This window comes from Rothia sp. P5766, assembly GCF_048513555.1.
In the GTDB taxonomy this organism is placed as follows: domain Bacteria; phylum Actinomycetota; class Actinomycetes; order Actinomycetales; family Micrococcaceae; genus Rothia.
Genome location: NZ_JBLXXS010000004.1, coordinates 1 through 22,141, shown reverse-complemented (window position 1 = coordinate 22,141; position 22,141 = coordinate 1). Strand labels below are relative to the sequence as shown.

At 56.2% G+C, this 22,141-nt stretch carries 21 protein-coding genes; 12 read left to right on the top strand and 9 right to left on the bottom strand.

The features are described 5' to 3' along the window. Positions 1–88 precede the first annotated feature (88 nt). Positions 89–1,267, top strand: coding sequence for a hypothetical protein (locus ACN08V_RS02890; protein ID WP_419104481.1), 1,179 nt, complete (start codon positions 89–91; stop codon positions 1,265–1,267). Positions 1,268–1,348: 81 nt separating this feature from the next. On the opposite strand, the gene ACN08V_RS02885 is transcribed toward ACN08V_RS02890, so the two are convergent. From ACN08V_RS02885 to ACN08V_RS02870, 4 genes are all read right to left on the bottom strand, one after another. Beyond that, complete coding sequence (locus ACN08V_RS02885) at positions 1,349–2,509, bottom strand: LCP family protein (protein ID WP_419104480.1); 1,161 nt, start codon at positions 2,507–2,509, stop codon at positions 1,349–1,351. A 160-nt stretch (positions 2,510–2,669) separates the two neighbouring features. Beyond that, a complete protein-coding gene (locus ACN08V_RS02880; protein WP_083091002.1) occupies positions 2,670–2,927 on the bottom strand; it encodes a type B 50S ribosomal protein L31 in 258 nt (85 codons plus the stop codon). A 155-nt stretch (positions 2,928–3,082) separates the two neighbouring features. Continuing rightward, positions 3,083–3,967, bottom strand: coding sequence for a TrmH family RNA methyltransferase (locus ACN08V_RS02875; RefSeq protein WP_419104479.1), 885 nt, complete (start codon positions 3,965–3,967; stop codon positions 3,083–3,085). 3 nt (positions 3,968–3,970) lie between these two features. Continuing rightward, positions 3,971–4,756, bottom strand: coding sequence for an ABC transporter ATP-binding protein (locus ACN08V_RS02870; RefSeq protein WP_419104478.1), 786 nt, complete (start codon positions 4,754–4,756; stop codon positions 3,971–3,973). Positions 4,757–4,889: 133 nt separating this feature from the next. Between ACN08V_RS02870 and serB the strand changes: the two genes are divergently transcribed. Further along, positions 4,890–5,828 (top strand): phosphoserine phosphatase SerB, encoded by a 939-nt coding sequence (serB, locus tag ACN08V_RS02865; protein ID WP_419104477.1) that lies wholly within the window; start codon positions 4,890–4,892, stop codon positions 5,826–5,828. An 86-nt stretch (positions 5,829–5,914) separates the two neighbouring features. On the opposite strand, the gene ACN08V_RS02860 is transcribed toward serB, so the two are convergent. Further along, positions 5,915–6,655 (bottom strand): SDR family oxidoreductase, encoded by a 741-nt coding sequence (locus ACN08V_RS02860; RefSeq protein WP_419104476.1) that lies wholly within the window; start codon positions 6,653–6,655, stop codon positions 5,915–5,917. A gap of 187 nt (positions 6,656–6,842) precedes the next feature. Continuing rightward, positions 6,843–7,550, bottom strand: a complete 708-nt coding sequence (fabG, locus tag ACN08V_RS02855; RefSeq protein ID WP_419099740.1) for a 3-oxoacyl-[acyl-carrier-protein] reductase — start codon at positions 7,548–7,550, stop codon at positions 6,843–6,845. Positions 7,551–7,719: 169 nt separating this feature from the next. On the opposite strand from fabG, the gene ACN08V_RS02850 reads away from it, so the two are divergent. The 3 genes from ACN08V_RS02850 (at position 7,720) to ACN08V_RS02840 (ending at position 9,494) form a co-directional block, all read left to right on the top strand. Then, the gene (locus tag ACN08V_RS02850; protein WP_419104475.1) at positions 7,720–8,208 is read left to right on the top strand and encodes a DUF3099 domain-containing protein; all 489 of its coding nucleotides are present in this window, start codon (positions 7,720–7,722) and stop codon (positions 8,206–8,208) included. 2 nt (positions 8,209–8,210) lie between these two features. Further along, a complete protein-coding gene (locus tag ACN08V_RS02845; protein ID WP_419104474.1) occupies positions 8,211–8,459 on the top strand; it encodes an acetone carboxylase in 249 nt (82 codons plus the stop codon). Positions 8,460–8,531: 72 nt separating this feature from the next. Further along, positions 8,532–9,494: an SURF1 family protein gene (locus ACN08V_RS02840; RefSeq protein WP_419099743.1), complete on the top strand. Its 963-nt coding sequence runs from the start codon at positions 8,532–8,534 to the stop codon at positions 9,492–9,494. 48 nt (positions 9,495–9,542) lie between these two features. Here the strand turns inward: ACN08V_RS02840 and ACN08V_RS02835 are convergent, their stop codons facing one another. After that, positions 9,543–10,133, bottom strand: a complete 591-nt coding sequence (locus ACN08V_RS02835) for a xanthine phosphoribosyltransferase (RefSeq protein WP_419099744.1) — start codon at positions 10,131–10,133, stop codon at positions 9,543–9,545. Continuing rightward, positions 10,130–11,476 carry a uracil-xanthine permease family protein gene (locus tag ACN08V_RS02830; RefSeq protein WP_419099745.1) on the bottom strand — a complete coding sequence of 449 codons (1,347 nt, stop codon included), beginning with the start codon at positions 11,474–11,476 and terminating at the stop codon, positions 10,130–10,132. Before ACN08V_RS02830 ends, ACN08V_RS02835 begins: the two co-directional genes overlap by 4 nt. A 276-nt stretch (positions 11,477–11,752) precedes the next feature. On the opposite strand from ACN08V_RS02830, the gene ACN08V_RS02825 reads away from it, so the two are divergent. After that, on the top strand, positions 11,753–12,484 hold the full coding sequence (locus tag ACN08V_RS02825; protein WP_419104473.1) for a metal-dependent hydrolase: 732 nt from the start codon (positions 11,753–11,755) through the stop codon (positions 12,482–12,484). A gap of 579 nt (positions 12,485–13,063) precedes the next feature. Here ACN08V_RS02825 and abc-f read toward each other — a convergent pair. Next, a complete protein-coding gene (gene abc-f / locus ACN08V_RS02820; protein WP_419099808.1) occupies positions 13,064–14,614 on the bottom strand; it encodes a ribosomal protection-like ABC-F family protein in 1,551 nt (516 codons plus the stop codon). A 336-nt stretch (positions 14,615–14,950) separates the two neighbouring features. On the opposite strand from abc-f, the gene ACN08V_RS02815 reads away from it, so the two are divergent. The 6 genes from ACN08V_RS02815 to ACN08V_RS02790 all read left to right on the top strand — a co-directional run bounded on the left by ACN08V_RS02815 (position 14,951) and on the right by ACN08V_RS02790 (position 21,861). Next, positions 14,951–15,544 carry a biotin transporter BioY gene (locus ACN08V_RS02815; protein WP_419104472.1) on the top strand — a complete coding sequence of 198 codons (594 nt, stop codon included), beginning with the start codon at positions 14,951–14,953 and terminating at the stop codon, positions 15,542–15,544. Between the two features lie 72 nt (positions 15,545–15,616). Beyond that, positions 15,617–16,381, top strand: coding sequence for an energy-coupling factor ABC transporter ATP-binding protein (locus ACN08V_RS02810; protein ID WP_419104471.1), 765 nt, complete (start codon positions 15,617–15,619; stop codon positions 16,379–16,381). Further along, entirely contained in the window at positions 16,378–16,995 is a 618-nt protein-coding gene (locus ACN08V_RS02805) for a CbiQ family ECF transporter T component (RefSeq protein WP_419104470.1), read from the top strand. The genes ACN08V_RS02810 and ACN08V_RS02805 overlap by 4 nt, the downstream gene beginning before the upstream one ends. A 107-nt stretch (positions 16,996–17,102) precedes the next feature. After that, the gene (locus ACN08V_RS02800; protein ID WP_419104469.1) at positions 17,103–18,038 is read left to right on the top strand and encodes a neutral zinc metallopeptidase; all 936 of its coding nucleotides are present in this window, start codon (positions 17,103–17,105) and stop codon (positions 18,036–18,038) included. A 137-nt stretch (positions 18,039–18,175) separates the two neighbouring features. Further along, complete coding sequence (locus ACN08V_RS02795; protein WP_419104468.1) at positions 18,176–19,930, top strand: ABC transporter ATP-binding protein; 1,755 nt, start codon at positions 18,176–18,178, stop codon at positions 19,928–19,930. Continuing rightward, positions 19,927–21,861: an ABC transporter ATP-binding protein gene (locus tag ACN08V_RS02790; RefSeq protein WP_419104467.1), complete on the top strand. Its 1,935-nt coding sequence runs from the start codon at positions 19,927–19,929 to the stop codon at positions 21,859–21,861. Before ACN08V_RS02795 ends, ACN08V_RS02790 begins: the two co-directional genes overlap by 4 nt. Positions 21,862–22,141: the final 280 nt, after the last annotated feature.

The following is a 22,141-nucleotide window of genomic DNA, read 5'->3' as shown; positions in this document are numbered from 1 at the left end:
GGTTTTGGTGGGCGAGATTGCGAACCAAAACCGGCGCTTTCGTGAGAAGCTATAGAGAGTAAGTTTTGCAGGGAAATAGGAGCTGGCAGTGACGGAATATACGCTGGGAGATCGTGGCACCGTACATATCATCACCGATGACTATTACGACGCCGAAATTCTTCATATTTTTGAAGAATTATTGATTGACCGGGAGCAGGTTTGGAACGGCGATGTTCGCCTGGTCCCTGAGCCGGATAACCCCTACCAGCCTTACGCTATCGCGGTCTACGTCGACGATCTCAAAGTAGGTCGCATGAGCCCAGAAGACTCCGAAGCCTACTGGAACCCCATCTGCCGCGTTGTTGCCTCAGGCTACGATGCCACTGCGCGGCTTCAGCTCACCGCTGTTCTGCGTGGAGTCACCGGCGACACCTATATCGAAAGTGCCGGTCTGCTTTCGCTGAGCGCACCGGGCTCGCTCTTCCCCCTCAACCAGGCGCCCACCCAGGCAGCGCTCCTGCCCCAGGGAGCCTCCATGAAGGTTCTCGACGAAAAAGACTACTCCGAGTACCTCCATGAGATCCTCCCTCCCTCCGGCGAGGGCCGCGTCATTCTCTCCCTTGAGAACAACCAGATCAAACTTGCCGACGGCCGTACCGTTGACTCAGTTGATGTGCTCCATGACCGTAAGGTTGTTGGTCGGCTCTCAACACAGATTTCGGAGCAGCTAGCACCCGTTATCCGCCATGCCTATGAACACAACAAGCTCACCAGCGCCTGGGGAACTATTCGCGGTAACGCTTTTGAACTCTCGCTCACCGTTCAGGCTGTGCGCCCCTCCGAGATTACTCAGGAGTGGTTCAATGAGCTACCCAACTTCCTGCCCGAGCTTCTTCCCGAGGCTGACGAGTACGATGTACCCGATGCTTTCGTGCCCTCCGAGGGCGAATCCAACCGTGAAAGTGCACCCAAGAAAAAGCGCTCCCTGATTCCCGGTCGTTCAGCCTCAGTTGCCGACACGGCCAACCACGAATCGGTTATCTGGAAGGATCAGGACGAATCCGACTACCCGGCACCCCCATTGGGCCTCCAGAGGATTTCAGTGCTCATGGGAATCCTGGGCGGCCTGATTCTGACTGCCGGCCTGGTCATGATTTTCTTCAAGCCCATGCTTGGTATCCTGGGCCTTGTTCTGGGGGCCTCTATCGCATTCCTTGCGCTCTTCTACGGTCGCGACAATAGCTACGACGAAGAAGAAGTCTCCGAGGACCCGCTCGAACACTAAGCTTTTTTGTTGAGACAAAAATATTGAGGGCCCCAGTAAGGGGCCCTCAATATTTTTTAATCAGTTGCCGCGCCCTACTGTTTAGTCTGCACCGTAGGTAGCGATGTAGTTTGGCATAGTATCGGTCTGTAGTGCGTGGGATAGAGCGCTGGTAGCTGCCGCATCAAGCACAACAATTGACTGTCCGTCCCATGACCAGCCGGTGCCAGCGTTGGGAAGAGTCAATGAGACAAGCTGGGTGTTGCCGTTGGACAGAACCGGCTGAGCAATTCCAACAATAGCTGCGGGTGAAAGCCCCGAGTCAACCTTCATGTAGGGCGAAACGGACTCGATAACCGGAAGTAGCTTGGCAGCAGAGCTCAAAGCGCCCTCAGAACGCAGCTGATTGTAGACACCTCGCAGGAAGGCGCGCTGGTTACGAACACGCTGGTAGTCACCGTCGCTGAAGTTGTAACGTTCCCTGACATAAACAAGGGCTTGTCCGCCAGTCATGGTCTGGGGTCCAGCAGCGAAGGAGTAGCCTGGAGCGCTAGCCTTAAAAGCCAGGGGAACATCAACGGTGACGCCACCTAAAGTGTCGACAAGCGCCTTGAAACCCTCGAAATCAATCTCTGCTACGTGGTCCATCTGCATGCCCAGGAGCTGTTCGATGGTTGCTACCTGTAGGTCAACGCCACCGTAGTTCAGGCCAGCATTCACCTTGTGGGAACCATAGCCGGGGATGTTAACCCAGGTATCGCGCATGATTGAGATCAGGTAGGCGGCTGAGCCGTCTTCGGGGATGTGGAGCACCATGATGCTGTCTGCACGGGCACCGGTCACGTACTGAGCTTCCGCTCCGCTTCTCTGATCGGAGCCCAGTAGGAGGATGTCGGTGGAGTTGGTGTTGGCGGGACGGCTGGTAACAGCACCGCCCTCCACCTTATCGAGAATGCCATCGCCATCGGAGTCGCCCTCAGAGATATTATCTTTCAGGCTAGCCCCTGACTCATTAGTAATTTCTTCTGGGGCTTTGGTTGCTTTATCAACCATCTCTTGAAGCTGGTCGTTGTGCACGGTGTTCACCGAGCCATCTTCATTGGGCATAGCGTTCTCAATAGTTTCGGCTTTATTCCAAGCCTTGTTAATCATGAGTAAATACCCACCGGCAGCCAAGGCCGGAACCAGAATAAGGCACAGCAGAATAATCCACAGTGCTTTTTTACGTTTTTTCTGAGGTTGACCCTCAACCGCCTTGGACACGGTACCTCCCTATAGTTATTTCACAGTTAGCGCCTTTGGGGGTTGGCGCAAAGCGAATCGACCCTAATTCTACGCAGTGAACCTACAAAAACACCCCGCAAGGAGTGAAAAATCGCCGTTGCGGGGTGTGATGTTAAGCGAGAAAGCCTGTGGCCTGCGCTTAGGCCTTCTTGCCGAAGTTTGCGAAGCGAGCGTTGAAGCGCTCAACACGACCAGCGGCGTCCATGATGCGCTGCTTACCGGTGTAGAAGGGGTGTGAAGCCGATGAGATTTCAACTTCTACGAGGGGGTATTCGTTGCCGTCTTCCCACTTTTCTGTCTTCTGAGAAGTCATGGTGGACTTGGTCAGGAAGGTCTCGCCAGAAGCGAGGTCGCGGAACAGAACGTAGTTGTATTCAGGGTGGATGCCAGCCTGCATGATATATACCTTCTTCGTGCCCTGGATTTTGCCAGTGCATATCTTGTAGCTACCGGGGCGGGTGCCTACCGGTGGTTGCGGTTTACAACCGAGGCACCACTCTACCACTCTTTGGGCAAACTAGAGCCCCAGGAGGGCCGGTTGTTCATCACTCTTTAGGAGTTCAGGTGAGACTGGGGCCGGGTTTCCCAGAAAGCCACCGCACTAGCTGCGGCGACATTGAGTGAATCAACGCCGTGGCTCATGGGAATAATGACGGTGTGCTGGGTCTTAGCCAGCGTTGAGGCGGCAAGGCCGTGCCCTTCTGATCCCAGAATCAGGGCAAGTTTCTCTGGCCGTTTTTCCGCCAGTTGGGTAAGGGTCAGGGAGTCTTCTTTGAGAGCCAGCGCGGCTGTCACGAACCCGGCCTTGTGTAAGGTTTCTAGCGCATGGGGCCAGGACTCAAGTCGAGCCCAGGGAACCTGGAATACAGTTCCCATAGAGACCCTGATAGACCGCCGGTAAAGAGGATCAGCGCAGCGGGGCGTTACCAGCACAAGGTCGACGTTGAGGGCGGCGGCAGAGCGGAAAATAGCCCCCACATTGGTGTGATCAACGATGTCTTCAAGAACAGCGACCCGCTGGACGTTCTCAAGCAGGTCTGCCAAGGCGGTCGGTTTGGGGCGTGCCATAGCTGCCAGAGCGCCCCGGTGTAGAGCGAAGCCAGTCACCGCTTCCAGTTCAGCTTCTGTTCCAAGATAAGCAGGTACCTCGGGGTGGGCGCTGAGAACATCATAGAGGTCAGCAGCCCACTTCTCACTCAGTATGAGCGAAAGAGGGCGGTGCCCAGCGGCTAGGGCACGGCGAATTACCTTAGACGATTCAGCAATATAGATACCCCACTCAGGTTCTTTCTGGGAGCGCAGCTTCACGTCGGTGAGCGAGGTGTAGTAGCGTGTCTCAGCTTCAGGGGCCTCAGCCAGCGCGCGAGCGTTAGGCAGAGCCCATACTCGCTCGGCGCGCTCAGCAAGCTGCTCCGGGCTCAGTTGCTTGGGTTTCATGCTTTAGCGAGCAAAGGCTGAGTAGCGACCACCGGGGTGAACTGTGAGGTCAAGATCCATTCCGTAGGTAGCTGAGACGTTCTCCTGCGTCAGAGTGCTCTCGATAGGCCCAGCGGCAACAACTTGGCCGTCGCGGAGCAGGAGGGCGTGCGTGAAGCCCGCAGGGATTTCTTCAAGATGGTGAGTTACCAGAATAGTTGCGGGGGCATAAGGGTTCTGAGCGAGATGGGTCAGACGCTTAACGAGGTCCTCCCGCCCAGCAATATCCATGCCCGCACCGGGTTCATCGAGAATCAGCATTTCGGGGTCGGTCATCAGCGCACGAGCAATCAGAACGCGCTTCTTCTCACCCTCAGAAAGTGACCCGAAAGTTCGGTCAGCCAGGTGAGCCACTCCCCAGTCCTCAAGCAGAGCAAGCCCCTGATTATCGTCAAAGGAATCGTACTCTTCATTCCAACGGCCTGATACACCGTAAGCTGCAGTAATAACGACGTTTAGGGCTGTTTCGTTGCCGGGAATCTGAGCAGCTACCGGAGCAGATGAAAGCCCAATCCGTGGGCGCAGTTCAAAGACATCAACCGCACCAAGAATTTCGTCCAAAATATCTACCTCACCATGCGTGGGGTGCAGACGCGCTGCTGCAATGGAGAGCAAGGTAGTTTTGCCAGCGCCGTTAGGGCCGAGGACGACCCAGCGCTCGCCCTCATCTACCTGCCAGGTGATTTTGTCAATAAGGTTTTTGCCGTTTCGAGTGACGGTGACGTGCTTGAGATCCAGAACTGATGCCATAGCACCCAACTTTAGTACCTTTTGGGTTCACCTGCCTAGTTTGTTGCAAGGGGAGCCAAAGGGTTATATCCGTATCGCGTGTCAGAGCACTAGCTGGCAACATGGCTTAGCTGAAACTTTTAGAATGGGAGCCATGAGTGTTTCTATGCGCCTTGTAGCCTTTGCCCCCGCCACTAGTAGCACGCCACCTTTTGATCAGGGTTGGTTCTTACAGGTTCTCGGTGAGGTTGAAGGCCTACAGCTGACCAACGGCAAGTCTGACTATATGCAGGAATGCGCGGTTGCAGGTGAGCTCTCCGGGCCTGCGTATTGGGTCTACACCGCCGATGCGGAATATTCTGCCGGTGAGATTGACGGGCTCAGGCAAGAGGTCGCAGCTTTAGATACGCTCTGCGAGCGGGGGTATCATGTGAACTTTGTTCCATGTTCCCTGACCGGTTCCGAGAAGAAACTCCTCGTTATGGACGTTGATTCGACTCTCATTGGCCAGGAGGTTATTGACGAGTTGGCGGTAGCGGCGGGCCGTGGTGCTGAGGTTGCTGCGGTGACCGAGCGGGCTATGCGCGGTGAGCTTGATTTTGAGCAGTCCCTGCGCGAGCGTGTCTGCGCGCTTGCCGGTCTTAGCGAGGATGTTATTGCGCAAGTTGCTGGGAGTGTGAAATTCTCTGCGGGGGCTCATGAGCTAGTTAGCCTGTTTTTGGAGGCAGGGCATGCCGTGTGTGTTGTTTCTGGTGGGTTTATGCAGGTCTTGGCTCCCCTGGCCGGTGAGCTCAGCCTCACCAGGTACCGGGCAAATAGGCTGGAGGTTGACGATGGGGCACTAACGGGGAAGGTTACCGGGCAGGTTGTTACCGCTGAGGTCAAGCGTGAGTCCTTGCTGGAATGGGCTCAGGAGTTTGGGGTTGATCTCTCGCAGGTGCTTGCGGTGGGTGATGGAGCCAACGATATTTTGATGCTAGGTCAGGCTGAGTTGGGTGTTGCCTACTGCGCGAAAGAAGCCCTGCGCGAGGTTGCCGATGCACAGGTCCCTTTCCCCCGCCTGGATGCTGTGCGCCATTTCGTGGGATTCTAGGGTTGCAATACTTTTTCTGAGGATACAAGGGAGTCACCTGTGGAAGTTCCGCAGGCGCCCCCTTGTATCTGCTGGGGTCATGCTTCCTATTTGATGAAGCCGCCTGCTCCGCCGACCAGCTCGATATGGCCGGTTTCAACGTCGGCGGTAACCATCTTTGAGATTTCTTGAGCGAACTCATTGACGGTGTAGAGCTTGCCGGCTTCTTCGCGGCGGGCTTCGATAGCGCCGGGGTGCAGGCGGTTGAGCAGGGCCGCCGTGACGGTGCCTTCAATCATGTCGGCAGAGACAACGACCAGCGATAGACCGCGCTCAGTCAGGGCAGGAACCTCAGCCAGCAGAGCGTCTTCACCGGCCCGCTTGGACTCTGCTACCGGCTGGTACTCGGGCATGGTTTCTACCTCACGAATGAAGTGCGCCTGGTGGCTGGTCACGAAGACGATGCGGCCGCCTTGGGTCATTTTTTCGGCGGCTAGTCGTGCCAGACGGAGCTGTGAGTCGCGGTTGAGGGTCATGGCATAGTCCTCGGGCATACCGGATTCCATACCGCCGGAGGCGTTGAGAATCAGGTAGTCCAAGGAACCGTAGGCTTCAAGGGCGGCGTCGATGAGGGCCTGAGCGTCTTCGGCCTTGGTGACATCGCCCTGAACGGCGATGGCGGAGCCACCGGCCTCTTCAATGGTTGCCACTACTTTCTGGGCTCGGGGTGCCTTGGAGCGGTAGTTGACGACGATGTTTGCGCCCTGGGCGGCAAGAATTTGGGCGGTATCTGCGCCTACGCCGCGTGAGGAGCCGGTAATGATGATGGTTTTGTTCTGAAGTGACATGTAATTTTCTTTCTTCAATAGCTTTGGTCTGGCTGCTGCCTTGGCTTAGGGCCGGTATGCCGGAAGCCCACGGGCTGGGTCTGGCGTGAATCGCGTGAGGGCGTTAGCGAACCGGTGAGGAGGTGAGTGGGCTGAGGCCTATCAGGTTTAATCAGCCAGCAAACGGAATGTGATTCCCGTTAACACCCTAATGCCCCATGCCTAAACCGCCGTCAACGGGAATCACGGCCCCGCTGATGTAGCTTGCGGCATCTGATGCCAGGAAGAGAGCCACGTCAGCAATTTCCTGTGGTGTGGCGAAGCGGCGGGCGGGGATTGAGTCGGTGTACTGCTTCTTGATCTCGTCGGAGAGTGCATCGGTCATGTCGGTTTGGATGAAGCCGGGTGCAATCACGTTGGCAGTGATGTTGCGGGAGCCTAGTTCGCGGGTGATGGATCTGGCCATGCCGACCAGGCCGGCTTTTGAGGCTGAGTAGTTGACCTGGCCGGGGTTGCCGTAGAGGCCTACGACCGAGGAGATGAAGATGATGCGGCCGCGCTTGTTTTTGAGCAGGCCCTTGGTGGCGCGCTGGGCGACGCGGAAGGCACCGGTGAGGTTGGTGTCGATGACTGAGGTGAAGTCCTCTTCGCTCATGCGCATGAGTAGGGTATCTTTGGTGATGCCTGCGTTAGCGATAAGGACTCCGATGGGACCGAATTCGGCTTCTACGGCGCTGAATGCGGCGTCGATGGAGGCGGCGTCGGTGACATCGGCTTTGACGGCGAAGAACTCGGTGGGGGCTTGACCGGAGCGGTAGGTGACAGCTACCTGGTAGCCGGCCTGTTTGAAGGCTTGGGCCATGGCGTAGCCGATGCCTCGGTTGCCACCGGTGATGAGTACGGTTTGGTTGCTCATGGGTTTCCCTTGGGGTGGGGGTTGTTTTTCTGCCCCTATTTTACGCGTTTGGCGTGGGCAGGGGCAGGTTTACCGGGTAAACGCGTGTTATTTAGTCTGCCGGGTTCTGTTAGTTTGACTGGGGTTACACTAGTGGAAGTAGCTTTAACTGCGCCCGGGAGGTGAAAATATGGCTGCTAAATATTGGACTGCGGAGGACTTGAAAGCGGCCGGTTACGCTTCTGGTGATTCTGAGGTATTTGAGATTACTGGTGCGGCAGAACGCCAGTCGACAGGTGTGAGTGCACGCGCTAAAAGCTATGCCTTCAAGATGTTTTTACGCATTATCTTTATCATTGCGGCTGTGATGGTTGAGGGTGTCTGGCAGTGGATTTTCTTAGCTGGGGCAGCAATTATCCCTTGGCTAGCGGTTGTGGTGGCCAATGGCGAGCATCAGCAGGGTGGGTCAAGTTTTACAGCCTACCTACCGGCGGAGCAGCAGGCCGCTATTGCAGCGGCGCAGGAGGAGCGGATCAGCCGGCAGGACCAGGCGGAGCATGATTGGCAATCGGGGGAAGAAGCTGTATCTACCGATGGACCTATTGTTATTGACGGTGAGCTGGTCGAGGACGAGCACGATGACGGGGGTTCTTCCTCCGGCAGGCAGGGAGGGCTGTAAGCATGGATATACTCGGTAATTTGACTTCGGCACAGCACAGTGGATCATCGGCTCTTCCTCAGCCGGATTTCATTAAGTGTTCACGTAAGGGGTGCCAGGCGGCGGCTACCTCTGAGATTCTGTGGAATAACCCCAAAATCCATACACCCGATCGGCGCAAGACTTGGACGGCCTGTACCGAGCACACGGCCTATCTGCAAGATTTTTTGGTGGCACGCGGTTTTTGGAAGCAGACCCGCCCGCTCTCCTAGGGTGTGTTGCCAGCTGAGTCCGTACAATAGGCTCTTGGTTCTCTCTTTAGTGCATATTCAGCAAGGTACGTGATGAAAAAATACGGGTTTCTTTTCTCTGGTAAATGGATTGGTATTTTTGCACTCACTGTGGTTGCTTCGCTAATTTGCCTCTACCTGGCCCAGTGGCAGATGAGCCGCAAAGAGGCTCTGGATTTCAGTAACGAGCGAATATCTCTCAACTATGATGCTGACCCGATACTCCTTGCAGACTCCCCCGAGCTTTTCTCTTCCCCGCACCCTGATTTGCGGTGGCAACAGGTTGAGATGGCTGGCACCTATCTCGCCGATCAACAGCTACTGGTTCGCAATAGGCCCTATAACGGGCTGAACGGCTACGAGGTTCTGGTCCCCTTCCGCACAAATACCGGTCAGATGATCGTTATCAACCGGGGATGGGTCGAAGCGGCTTTTGGTGATGCGGCGGCAACCGCTACCCCTATTCCCCAGCCTCCCAGCGGTGAGATTACCCTAACCGCACGAATTGTTGAGGGCGAAATTGATACGGGGGCCTCGCCCGTCAAGGGGCAGATAACCTCCATCGATTTACCAGAAATCGCTGAGCTCACAGGCTTAGACCTTGCTACCGCCAACTATGGTGTCATGGCCAGCGAAAGCCCGGCTCCCGCAAGCGCACCGGTTCAGAGGGATAAGCCGGAGCAGGATTACGGCCCTAACCTGTCCTACTCTGTGCAGTGGTACTGCTTCGCTCTTATGTTCTATGTTGCTTTCTTCTGGTCTGCCCGCCAAAAGGTGCGCAATGATGAGCTTGACGCCCAGCTTGCCGCTGAACTCGATGCTTACTACAGCCAGTTCTATGACGCTGAGGGCAACTATATTGGCGAGGTAGACGAAGAAATTATTCGCCGCCGTATGGAGTTTGTGGACGATATGCCTGCACATATGAAGTCCATTGTGCGGCCAAAGCCTCCCAAGAAGCGCTCACGCCCCACTGATGAGGAAGAAGAGGACGCACTGGTCGATAAGCTCCTCTAGTTACAGTTCGGGCCCCGCACCGTGTGATGGTGTGGGGCCCGAGTGTTTCTAGGAGCTTGACTCTAGTTCGTGGCTGAAGACGACACCGTCTTCGGTGAAGTGGTCAATCATGGCCAGAGAATAAACATCGTAGCCACGGTCGCGGAAATCTTTACCGCCACCCTGGAATACCTTTTCAATCGCAATACCGATACCTGCTACGGTAGCACCGCCCTGCTCACACAGGTGGGTCAGACCGTGGAGGGCCTGTCCGTTGGCCAGGAAGTCATCGATGATCAGGATTCTGTCTTCGGGGGTGACAAAGCGCTTGTCCACCCGGATGTCGTATTCGATCTTCTTGGTGTAGGAGAAGACCTTGGAATTGTAGGTGTCGGTAGACAGTGTCTTTGAAGAAATCTTTTTGGCAAAAACCATGGGAACGCCCAGGTGTAGGGCGGCCGTCATAGCCATTGAAATGCCAGATACTTCAAGGGTAAGAACCCGCGTAATCCCCGCGTCCTTGAAGTGCTCAGCGAAGTCGCGTCCCATTTCCACCATGAGCTGGGGGTCCACCTGGTGGTTGATGAACTGGTCAACTTTGAGGATATTTCCGGGCAGGATTCTTCCGTCCCTGCGGATGCGTTCTTCCAGGAGTTTCATGCGCTCACCTTTTTCTTACGGTCGAATAGAACCACGTTTAGAAGCAGAGCAACCAGCGTACCTGTTGAGATACCCGAGGAGAAAATCATCTGGAGGGCGCCGGGGAGGTTTGCCAGCATACCGGGGCGTACGGTCACGCCAATACCTAGGGCAAAGGCCACCGAAACGATGAGTAGCTCACGGTCCCCCAATTCAATGGAGGCTAGGGTCTTAATCCCCTGAGCCGCAACCAGACCGAACATGATAACACCAGCACCACCAAGGACGGGTTGAGGCATCACAGAAATTAGGGCTGAGAGCTTGGGGAAGACACCCAGCACAGCCAGAATCAGGCCGGCAATAATCATGACACGGCGGGAGGCCACCTTGGTCAGAGCAATCAGGCCGACGTTCTGGGAGAAAGAAGTGTTCGGTCCTGCGCCGAAAATACCGGCCATAGCTGAGCCAACGCCGTCCGCTAGAACACCGTTCGATACGCGTTTGCTCTCCAAGGTGTGGCCGGAAGCCTGACCGATAGCCATCATGATACCCACGGTACCGATGGTGGACACAATGTAGGCGGGGACAAAGGCCAGGGTAGAGGCCCAGTCAAAGTGGAAGCCGTAAGCAAAGATGTTCGGCAGCGCGAACCAGGGGGCATCCCCCACAACGGAGAGATCGACCAGACCCAGAGGGATGCAGACTAGGTAGCCTGCAACCATGCCAATAAAGACGGCAGCTGCGCGGAGGATACCTCGACCAAAATGAGCAATCGCCAGGGTGAGGGTCATAACGCCGAAGGCGATAGTGAGGTTCTGGAGCGAGCCGTAATCCTCGGAGCCCACACCACCTGCCGCCCAGTCCATGCTGACAGGGAGCAGAGTGATACCGATCAGGGCAACCACGGTACCGGTTATCAGTGGCGGGAAGAACCGCATCAGTGGCTTGATGAAGCGGCTGAGGATAACCTCAACCAGCGAAGCAGAAAGGGTCGCCGCCACAATACCAGCCATGCCGAACTGGCTACCCACCGCTATGGTGGGGTTAACGAAGGTGAAGTCGGTGCCCATCATGCCGGGGACGCGAGCACCCACGGGCCCGATGCCCTTGGACTGGATAAAAGTGGCGATACCTGCCACAAAAATCGAGGCAGAAACCATCAATGAGGTTTGTGCAAGGGAGAAATTCAAGGCTGTGCAGACAACGAGGGGTACGGCGATGATACCGGCAAAAGCGGCCAGAATATGTTGCAGGGCCAGTAAAATCGAGACGCCCAGGGGCGGGACGTCGTCTAGCTGGTAGAGCATGTCGGTTGAAGTTTCAGCAGGGGCCGTGTGGGCCGACCCTTGGGTATGTTGGTTCAACGGAGGACTTTCGATGTGAAGTTAACAGAAAAATCGCCTTGAGCTACCAGGCGGTGGAGGACAGGGTTAATCCTACCGGTCGAACTCCTCTACCGGGCAAACTGACAAGGTTTATGTCAGGTCTTTTCGGCTTGTCCTCTCTGCCTGCTTAGGCGAGAAACTCTAGTGCATAACCGCCCAAGGAGGATCTTGCCCGCCCCTCCGATCCTATTAGAACATACTTTCGAATATGTGCTAGGGTGGTGTTTTGCTTTTCATGAGGAGGTTCAGCCCGCCATGATGGGGTATTCACACTCAATCAGCGCAGCAGCTGCCTGGCTTGCTCTGAATGAATCCGGGATTATCAGAATTGATGATCCCGCCACGCTCGCCGTTACCACTTTGGCTGCCGCTGGTGCAGGCATGCTACCCGATATCGATCACCACAACGGGTCAATTGCACATTCCATACCCCCTGTCAGCCGGTGGGTTGTACGGCTGGTTGCCAAAATCTCAGGCGGCCATCGCAAAGGCACCCATTCTCTGATAGGCCTGGCTTTCTTTTGGGTGCTAGCTCTTAGCGCCAACCGCTTAACCTACGCAGGGGTACCACTCCTTGCTTTGGCGCTGGCTGGCTTTGCGGGTGGGCTTGCTCTGCGCACCTTTAGAGCGCCTGGGGGTTGGGCTGGTGCGCTGGTGGTCATGGCGGGTACTATCTACACCAATTCTTTTGCTACGATGCCCTGGGCAATCTTGGCCGGGGCCACAGCCCATATTGTGGGTGATGCACTTACCACCCGCGGAGTAAACCCCTTCTGGCCTGCAACATTTAGGCCTCTGGTTCCCAGCCCTCTGTGGCGCAGGAGCGGGTATATGGCGCTACCTGTGCTAGGGGATGCTGGCAGTAACCGTGAGAATATTTTCTCAGGACTGTTGGCCTCTTATGTCGGGCTTTATGCGCTGACGATCCTGGGCATCACCCATTTGCCCCCTGGCGAGCTCATCAGCCAATTCATCTCTGATAGGTAGGTACCGGGCGTGCCCTCAGATGCTAGCCCATGACAGAGGCAAAGAAAGGGGGCCGGAGTAAGAACTCCGGCCCCCTTCACGCAAATTACCTATGAGCCTAGAAGCACACATGGAATGTACTGAAGCAAAACAAAAGACGACGTGCGGTGATTGACCTAGTCTTCAGTCCAAAAAACGTCTACCTCGGTGCCCTCTTCGGCGATTTCAGGGTAACGTACGTCGTGTGATTCGAGCATAGAATCTTCCTTTCAAGGTTCTTAGCTAACGCCTGCGTTAGCCGGTGGTTCCACCACATCGGCGGGGTGGTTTTTCTTGATAAGCACTCGGGGTTATTAGCCTCGAGGGCTGGTATTTACTCTACGCTCATTGCTCTGGGGCTTACTAGGCAAGAGATGACGTTACCGTTTCGTGATATTTGGTTTTTTGGCCCCAAACCCAACAATCACACATTATTGATCCCATGCCACGTGACCTGCATAACGACTAAGACTCGTAAGAAAGAGACACACAGGCAAATTGGTAGGGACCATTTATAGTTCCCCGCGTAAGGCCACAGAACCTAACCGGTGATTGCACCCCTTATGCCAGTGAGATCAGATCCTGGTATTCCTTGCTCCACAGATCCTCTACCGCATCAGGTAGCAGCAGTACACGTTCTGGGTCCAGCGCCTCAACCGCACCCTCATCGTGAGAAACCATGACAATTGCCCCCTGGTAATTCTTCAAGGCGTTCAGGATTTCCTCACGCGATGCGGGGTCAAGGTTGTTGGTAGGCTCATCGAGCAAAAGCACATTAGCTGACGATGCAACCAAGGTCGCCAAAGACAGGCGGGTTTTCTCCCCACCCGAGAGCACACCGGCGGGCTTATCGACATCGTCGCCCGAGAAGAGGAAAGACCCCAGAATGGTGCGGACCTTAGTATCGTCCAAATCAGGGGCCGCAGACTTCATATTCTCAAAAACAGTGCGCTCACCGTCCAGGATTTCGTGTTCCTGAGCAAAATAGCCGACCTTAGCGCCGTGACCATAAATGACTTCACCGGTGTCAGGCTGGGTGGCCTGAGCCAGCATACGCAAAAGCGTTGTCTTACCGGCACCGTTAAAGCCCAGCACCACCACACGGGAACCACGGTCAATCGCCAGATCCACGTCGGTGAAAATCTCAAGCGAACCATAGCTCTTGGAAAGGCCCTCGGCGGAAAGCGGGGTCTTGCCGCAGGGAGCAGGGTCCGGGAAGCGGATAGCGGCAACCTTATCGACACGACGCTCATCTTCCAGGCCGCGCATGAGCTTTTCGGCACGCTTAATCATCTGCTGGGCCGCAACCGCCTTGGTTGCCTTAGCGCGCATTTTGTTAGCCTGCTCCATGAGAGCGCCAGCCTTCTTCTGTGCATTGGCGCGCTCGCGCTTACGGCGGGCCTCATCTTGTTCCCGCTGCAGCAGATAGTTCTTCCAGCCCATATTGTAGATATCAATGACACAGCGGTTAGCATCCAGGTAAAAAACCTTGTTGACGACAAGCTCCATGAGCTCAACATCGTGGCTAATGACCAGGATCCCGCCCTGGTAGTTCTTGAGGAAGTCACGCAACCAGACCACAGAATCGGCGTCCAGGTGGTTGGTGGGCTCATCGAGCAACATGGTGTCGGCGTTAGCGAAGAGAATACGGGCTAGCTCAACGCGGCGGCGTTGACCGCCGGAGAGGGTGGAAAGCGGCTGGTTAAGCACACGCTCTGGCAGGTCAAGGTTAGCAGTGATGGTTGCGGCCTCAGACTCGGCAGCATACCCGCCGCCGGCAATAAATTCTGCCTCAAGCCGGTCGTAGCGGCGCATGCCTTTGGCGTGCTCAGCGGGGTCTTCGCTGGCCATCATCTCCTGGGCCTGACGCATCTTACGGGCAACACCGTCCAGCCCGCGAGCGGAGAAGATACGGTCCTTAGCGAGCTGGGTCATATCATCGACCTTGGGGTCCTGAGGCAGATAGCCGATAGTCCCACCCCTGCTAACGGTACCGTCAGCAGGCAGAGTCAGCCCGGCCAGCACCTTGGTCATAGTGGTTTTACCCGCACCGTTACGGCCAACCAGCCCAACCTTGTCACCCTTATCAATACGGAAGTTAACATCCTCCATGAGCAGGCGGGCACCTGCTCGCAGTTCAAGGTTAGAAACAGATAGCACGGGGTAAAACTCCCTAGGGTATGACAGTGAAAAGAGAGGCACAGGAAAGACAACGATAGCTCCCTGAATGCCAGCTCACCATTCTACAGCCAGAAGACTCGATACTTGGAGGATCTAGCTCATGCGCGGAATAAGAGATTTTTTGGGTTTAAGATACCCGCAGGATCCACTAACTCGGCTTCTTCCTGGTATCCGCTCTGCATTCCGCATTTCTCGGTGAGGTTTTCCTATATGAGATAGTGCAGTCTCCATTTTTAAAGGGTGTTCAGCCTCCCCTATAGTGAGGACATGATGACTTTACCCCATACCACCGCCGCTCAACCGGGCCGCAACCTCGCTCTCATAGCTATCTTTGCCGCCTTTATTGCCGCCTGCTCGCTTCTACCCGCTATTCCGGTTGGACCGGTTGCCGTGCCCATTACCCTACAAACCCTGGCGGTCTACACCGTTGCCCTCATCTTGGGTGCTAGGCGTGCCGGTCTTTCGGTAGCTCTCTACCTGCTAGCGGGCCTGCTGGGTCTGCCCGTATTTGCCGGTGGTAGCGGTGGCTTCGGTGTGGTAGCTTCCCCCTCCTTCGGTTATCTTCTCGGTTTTGTTCCCGGCGCTTTTATAGCAGGCTTTCTGGCCTACCGCTTCTTGGGGCCTAGCCGCTCAAAAGCGGTTACTGCTCTGGGCCTAGCAGTCTCCGCGTTAGCGGGCTTCGCAGTTATTCAGGTCTTCGGTGTAGCAGGCATGATGGTCAATGCCCACCTGGACCTGGGCACCGCCCTTGCAGCTGCCATGATTTACGTTCCCGGCGACCTCATCAAATGCGCTGTAGCCGTAGCCATTGCCCTCTCGGTGCACCGTGCCTTCCCCGCGCTAGCAGGCTCAGGCCGCTAAGGCTTGGGTACTATATACACCGTGATTTTCTCCCGATCTTCCCGAAGAAGCTCCCCCAGAGAGTCAGGCCCAGTGGTATTTTCTGAGCCGAACATTCTGAGCACCCGGCAAGCAACCGTCACCGCCCCCACAGGCACGGGCCAACGCACCCTCCTGCACGATGTCACAGTCACCCTGACTGCTAACAGGACCGCCGTCCTGGGGCTCAACGGTTCGGGCAAATCAACTTTTCTGAGGCTCTTCAACGGGCTTGCTCCCCTCAGTAGCGGGAAAGTAACCGTTCACGGGCTGAGCGTCTACGAAAATCTCAACCACGTTCGTTCGCACGTGGGTATGCTTTTCTCTGACCCGGGGGCCCAGTTGGTGATGCCCACCGGCGTTGAAGATGTTGAGCTGTCCTTTCAGCACATTAAAGACCGCAAGGAGCGGCGGGAGAAGGCACTGACACAACTGGCCCACCAGGGAGTTGAACAGCGGGCTTTTGACCCGATCTACAACCTCTCCGGTGGGGAGAAACAGCTCACCGCACTTTCGTCGGTTCTGGCAGTAGAGCCAAGCGTGCTCCTGCTCGATGAACCAACCACCCTGCTAGACCTCAGGAACAGGCTAAAGCTCATTGAGCTACTAGACACCCTGCCTCAGCAACTCCTGATTTCTACCCACGACCTTGAATTAGCGGCCACCTGCACCGAAGCACTGGTAATCCACGAAGGCAGGCTACTAGCCCAGGGACCTACGGCCAGCATCCTATCTGACTACCGGCGCTGGTGCGCCGAGGGCTTTCCTGCTGTAGATTCAGAGCCCACTGCAGAAAGCCCTGAAGAGAACCACCCGTGAACGCCGCCCACCACCTCTTTGGAACCTACCAGCCCTTAGAAACACCGATCCACAGAACACCGCTGAGCGTCAAGGCTCTTTCTCTGCTCACACTCACCGCCCTACTCACGCTCACCAGCCAGTGGAGCATCGCGGCGGCTGTGCTTGTGATCGTCATAGCTCTAGGCACCCTCGCCCAGATACCAGTTATGACCTGGGTGCAGGCACTAGGATCACTCGCCTGGCTTCTGGGCTTCCTCCTGCTCTACTACTGGTACACCGGCACCCTGGCCCGAGGGGCAGACACCCTGCTAGGTCTACTCAGCCTGCTCTTTGCCGCCAAGGTTCTGCTCTGGTCGACTCCCCTACCGGTCATCATTGACGGCTTCATCTGGCTCTGCTCGCCCCTCCGTCACCTTGGTATCTCCCCACAAGGCATCGGCCTTGCCCTGGCACTGATGATTCGCTCCATTCCAACGATCATCGATACCTGGTCCTTCCTTCAAGAATCAGTCACCGCTCGCGGCCTCAAAGTCTCGCGCTTTCGTCTCTTCATTCCGCTGGTCATCTCCACCGTCTCCTACGCCCAGGACACAGGTGACGCGCTCGCCGCCCGCGGGCTAGATTCTCGCTAATTGTTCTGTCTGCCGGTATAACACTTACCGGGGTGTAAGCAGGACAAGGCAAACCGCCGGGGTGCAGAAATGGTCTTCAGGGGAAGTTCACAGCTTATGCTGTATCCATGATGGCTTTTAAAGAAAACTCCCGGCTGAACACCGACCGGGTACGTAGCTCAGGTAGTTCCGGCAGCTCAGGCGGTGGCTCCGGACTCAAAATCGGTGGTGGCTTAGGCGGTATCGTGCTGGTACTTGCTGTTGGAATAATTTTTGGCCAGGACGGCATTAACATGCTCAACCAGGTCACCGGCGGTGGTGGCTTCAACTACCAGCAGGTTGAAGGTGATTCAGGAGAAAAGTTTGCCCATTGCAAGACCGGTGAAGATGCCAATACCTACACCGACTGCAACATGGTGGGAACCGCCAACTCGCTAGACTACTTCTGGCAGACAGCTCTGCCCGACCAAGCAGGTATAGCCTACACTGCACCAAAACTTGACCTCTTCAAACAAGAGACCGTCAGTACCGGTTGCGGTTCTGCCAGCCAGGCAGTAGGCCCCTTCTACTGCCCCGCCGACCAGGTTGCCTACGTCCAAACTGGCTTCTTTGACACCATGAAAACCCAGCTGGGGGCAACCGGCGGCCAGAGTGCCGAACAGTATGTACTGGCCCACGAATACGGCCACCATATTCAGAACCTACTCGGTAACCTCAAATACTCCCAGTATGACCCCCAGGGGGCAGACTCCGGGGCGGTGCGCGTTGAGCTGCAGGCTGACTGCTACGCAGGTGTCTGGGCCAGGGGCGCCCAAGAGGACACCAGCTCACCCGTTCAGATCAAACCCTTTAGCTCCGATGACTTAGAGAGAATCATCAACGCAACCGAGGTTATCGGAGATGATCACATACAGATGACAAGCCAGGGCCACACCGATTCATCCACCTACACCCACGGCACCAGTGCCCAGCGTACAGCCTGGTTCATGACCGGTTACAAGACAGCTGACATGAACCGTTGCAACACCTTCCAAGCCTCTGATCTCAACAACCCTAAGGCCTAGTCAAGAAAGTTCGCTACGCTGAACGATGAGAAGCAAGATCTGACCTAGCCAAAAGTCAGGCAGTAGTTCATAATTGGAAAGCACCGGTGCCGTCCGCAGCGGTGCTTTTCTTTTTTAAGATACCACCCAGGCAAAACATGAAAATTTATCATTTTATCCACCGAAGAGAATGGGCACTAGCCCTCCTTGCTCTCTTGACTATCCTGAGCCAGGTCTACCTAGACCTGCGCATACCCCAGTACATGGAGCAGATTACCCGCACCATTTCTCAGCCAACTAGTTCCCTGTCCGATATTGCACCGGATGGTGCCCTGATGCTGGCCGCAGCATTAGCCAGCATGGTCTGTGCCATTCTTACAGGTTTTTGTACCGCGATTATTGGTACTACCCTGGCTCGACGCCTTAGAGCCGCTGTCTACGATAAAACCTTTGAGCTATCCAGCGCCGAGGTCAACACCTTGGGTACAGATTCACTCATTACCCGAACTACCAACGATGTCACTCAGGTACAAATCTTCATGGTTATGGGCCTGCAGGTCAGTATCAAAGCACCCATTATGGCCTTTTGGGCAAGCTCAAAAATTGCCAGCCAGTCCTGGACATGGACGGTTCCCACCGGCATCGCAGTTTTATTGACCATTCTGGTGCTAGCTACCGCTATGTCCTTGGCCATTCCCCGTATGATTCGCATGCAGAAGATCACTGACCAGCTCAACCGGGTAACTCGTGAGCATCTGACCGGCCTGCGCGTGATTCGTGCCTACATCACCGGCGACTTTCACCGTAACCGCTTTGAGAGCGTCAACACAGACCTACGGGATAACACCCTCTTTATCTCCAGCACCATGGCCTTCATTATGCCCCTGCTGACAGCTATCATGACCGCGCTCTCGCTCTCTATCTATGTGCTGGGTGCCTCCCTCATTAACTCCACCGGTGAGCTGACTCAACGTATGGGAACTTTCGGGCAGATGATTGCCTTTTCCACCTATGCCCTGCTGGTGGTTACTAGTTTCATGATGATGACCATGGTCTTTGTCTTGGGCCCCAGGGCACTGGTATCCTGGCGGCGTATCCGCCAGGTTCTCCATACCCAAGCAGGTATCCAAGATGGCGGAGCCAGCACCGGCACCGCACCCGCTGGCAGCTTGGAGTTCCGGGACGTGAGCTTCCGCTACCCCGGTGCCGACGGTGATGCCCTGCACTCTGTCAGCTTCACAGCTGATCCCGGCCAAACCGTGGCCATTATTGGTTCTACCGGCTCCGGAAAATCCACTCTGGTCAACCTAATCCCCCGCTTTGCCGACGTGCGTTCCGGCACCGTACTGGTGGACGGGGTTGATGTGCGTAACTGGAACCAGAGAGACCTGCGTGACCGGGTGGCTTTTGTGGCCCAGAAAAATACCCTGTTTTCTGGCACTATTGCCTCCAACATTGCCTTTGGCCAGGGGCTAAAACCTGTCACTGCCGAGGACCTGGTGGCCGCCGCTGACCGCGCAGCCACCACCGGTTTTGTCTCTACCAAGGAGGGAGGCTTTGCGGCCCCCGTGGCCCAAAACGGCAAGAACTTCTCGGGCGGGCAGAAACAGCGTATCTCTCTAGCGCGGGCTTTCGCGCGCGGCGGGCACATCATGATCTTTGATGATTCTTTTTCTGCCCTGGATTACAAGACCGAGCGAGATATCCGCACCCGGCTCAAGGAGGCCTCTGGCGGGGCAACCCTGCTGATTGTGGCCCAGCGTATCGGTACGGTCCGCGATGCTGACCGCATCATCGTGCTCGATAAGGGCAGGGTCGTGGGAAGCGGAACCCACCAAGAACTGTTGGCAACCAATGAGGTCTACCAGGATATTGCCCTCTCCCAGCTGACCGAAGAGGAGCTTGCCCAATGAGCACCAACCCCGAACATAGCCAAACAACCGGTGACCTTGATCTGCTTGAATCTGCGCAGCAGGGGCTAGCACAGGCTGCCCAGCTTCGCGATCAACAGCTCAAAAGTGAAAAGCCCAGTGGCCGTGGCGGTCACCCCGGCCCCGGAGGCCCGCCCCGCCACCGGGTCCAGGGGCAGAGCACCGCGCCTTTCAAAGAAACCATGGGCAAGCTGCTGGGTTATCTGCGCCCTGTACTCCCCCGCATGGTGGTTGCCCTGGTAGCCGCGGTGCTAGGCGTTATTCTCAATATCATTTCTCCCCAGTTCCTTTCCGCTATTACCGATGAGATTCAAAAGGGTTTTACCGGCTCCGTCAATATGGACCAGGTCTGGAAGCTGGCCTGGATTTCTGTGGCCTTCCTGGTGACATCGCTGGTGCTCAGCCTGGTTGAGGGTTTGGTCATGGCCCGCTCGACCGTGTGGGTTTCCCGCACCATGCGCTCTGACCTTGACCGCAAGATTGATCGGCTCCCCCTGGCCTACCTGGATAAGGGCTCCACCGGTGACACCCTCTCGCGCGTGACCAACGACGTCGATACCCTCCAACAGACCCTCAACAACTCCCTGGCCACTACCGTCACCGGTGTCGTTACTCTGGCTGGTTCAGCGGTCATGATGTTCTACACCGACTGGCGTATGGCCCTGGCCGCTATTGCAGCTTCCCTGATCGGTGTGTTTGCCAGCGGTTTTGTGCTCTCACGCAGCCAGAAATACTTTGTGGCCCAGCAGCGGCTCTTGGGTAAGCTCAACGGTCATATTGAGGAAACCCTTTCAGGACACTCGCTCATTCGGGCCTATAACGGTGAGGCTGCCGCCCGTGCCGAGTTCGCCCGCCGCAACGAGGACCTCTACCAGGTGGCCTGGAAGTCCATGTTCTTCTCGGGGCTAATGTTCCCGCTCATGGGCTTTATCGGTAACCTGGGCTATGTAGTGGTCTGCGTGGTGGGTGCCGCGCTGGTGTTGCAGGGGCAGATTACCTTTGGTGTGATTGTTGCCTTTATTGTCTATGTTCGGCTCTTCACCAACCCCCTGGGGCAACTGGCCCAGTCAGCTACCGCTCTGCAGTCTGCGGCAGCCGCCGGTGCTCGTGTCTTTGAGTTCCTTGAAGCAGAGGAACTAGAGGACGAAAGCAGTAAGGCAACCGAGCTGGATCAGCCGGTAGGCGGTAACGTGGACTTTGAGCAGGTCCGCTTTAGCTACGAACCCGGCAAGGAGATCATTCACGGCTTTACCGCATCGGTCACAGCCGGCCAGAAGGTTGCAATTATTGGCCCCACCGGTGCCGGCAAAACCACCCTAGTCAATCTGCTCATGCGCTTCTACGAGCTGGACTCCGGGCAGATCCGCATTGACGGTGTACCCACCGACCAGCTCACCCGCGAGCAAGTTGATTCGCTCTTCGCCATGGTTCTACAAGATACCTGGCTTTTTGAGGGAACCCTGCGGGAGAACGTGGTCTACGGCCTGGAGCAGGTCAGTCAGGACAAGCTGGATGAGGTCATTGCAGCTGTGGGGCTGGATGAGCTAGTAGCCCAGCTGCCCGCCGGCTACGACACCGTGTTGACCGACCAGACCCAGCTTTCAGCCGGCCAGAAACAGCTAGTCACCATCGCCAGGGCCATGATTGCCGATAAGCCGCTACTGATTCTGGACGAAGCAACCAGTTCCGTTGATACCCGCACCGAACTGCTCATTGCCCGCGCCCTGGGCCAGCTGGCTGAGGGTAAAACCTCCTTTGTGATTGCCCACCGCCTCTCCACCATCCGGGACGCCGACCTTATCTTCGCTATGCGCGACGGCGACATCGTGGAGTCCGGATCCCACCAGGAGCTTCTGGCAGCAGGTGGCTTCTACGCTGAACTCTACAACTCCCAGTTCAGCCAAGGGGACTAGGGACCGGGCGGGTGCTTGGTGGCTGGTTCTGCACCGTTCGGGCCTGCTCTCAGGCTGCCCGCCCGGTTGGGGCGCAGGCACAGCAGTAGCAAGCTGACCCTCACGGCCCGGTTCGCTAAGGCGCACAGAGCGATTCACGCCAGACCCAGCCGGTTGATGCTCAATCTGTTGATGTGGCAAACGAGAAAGACTAAGCGTGATTATGAGAATTCCTCAATAAGGTTAATTTTTAAATTGTTTTTTGTACAAGAGTTCAACACATGCTTCAGTTTTTCACCCA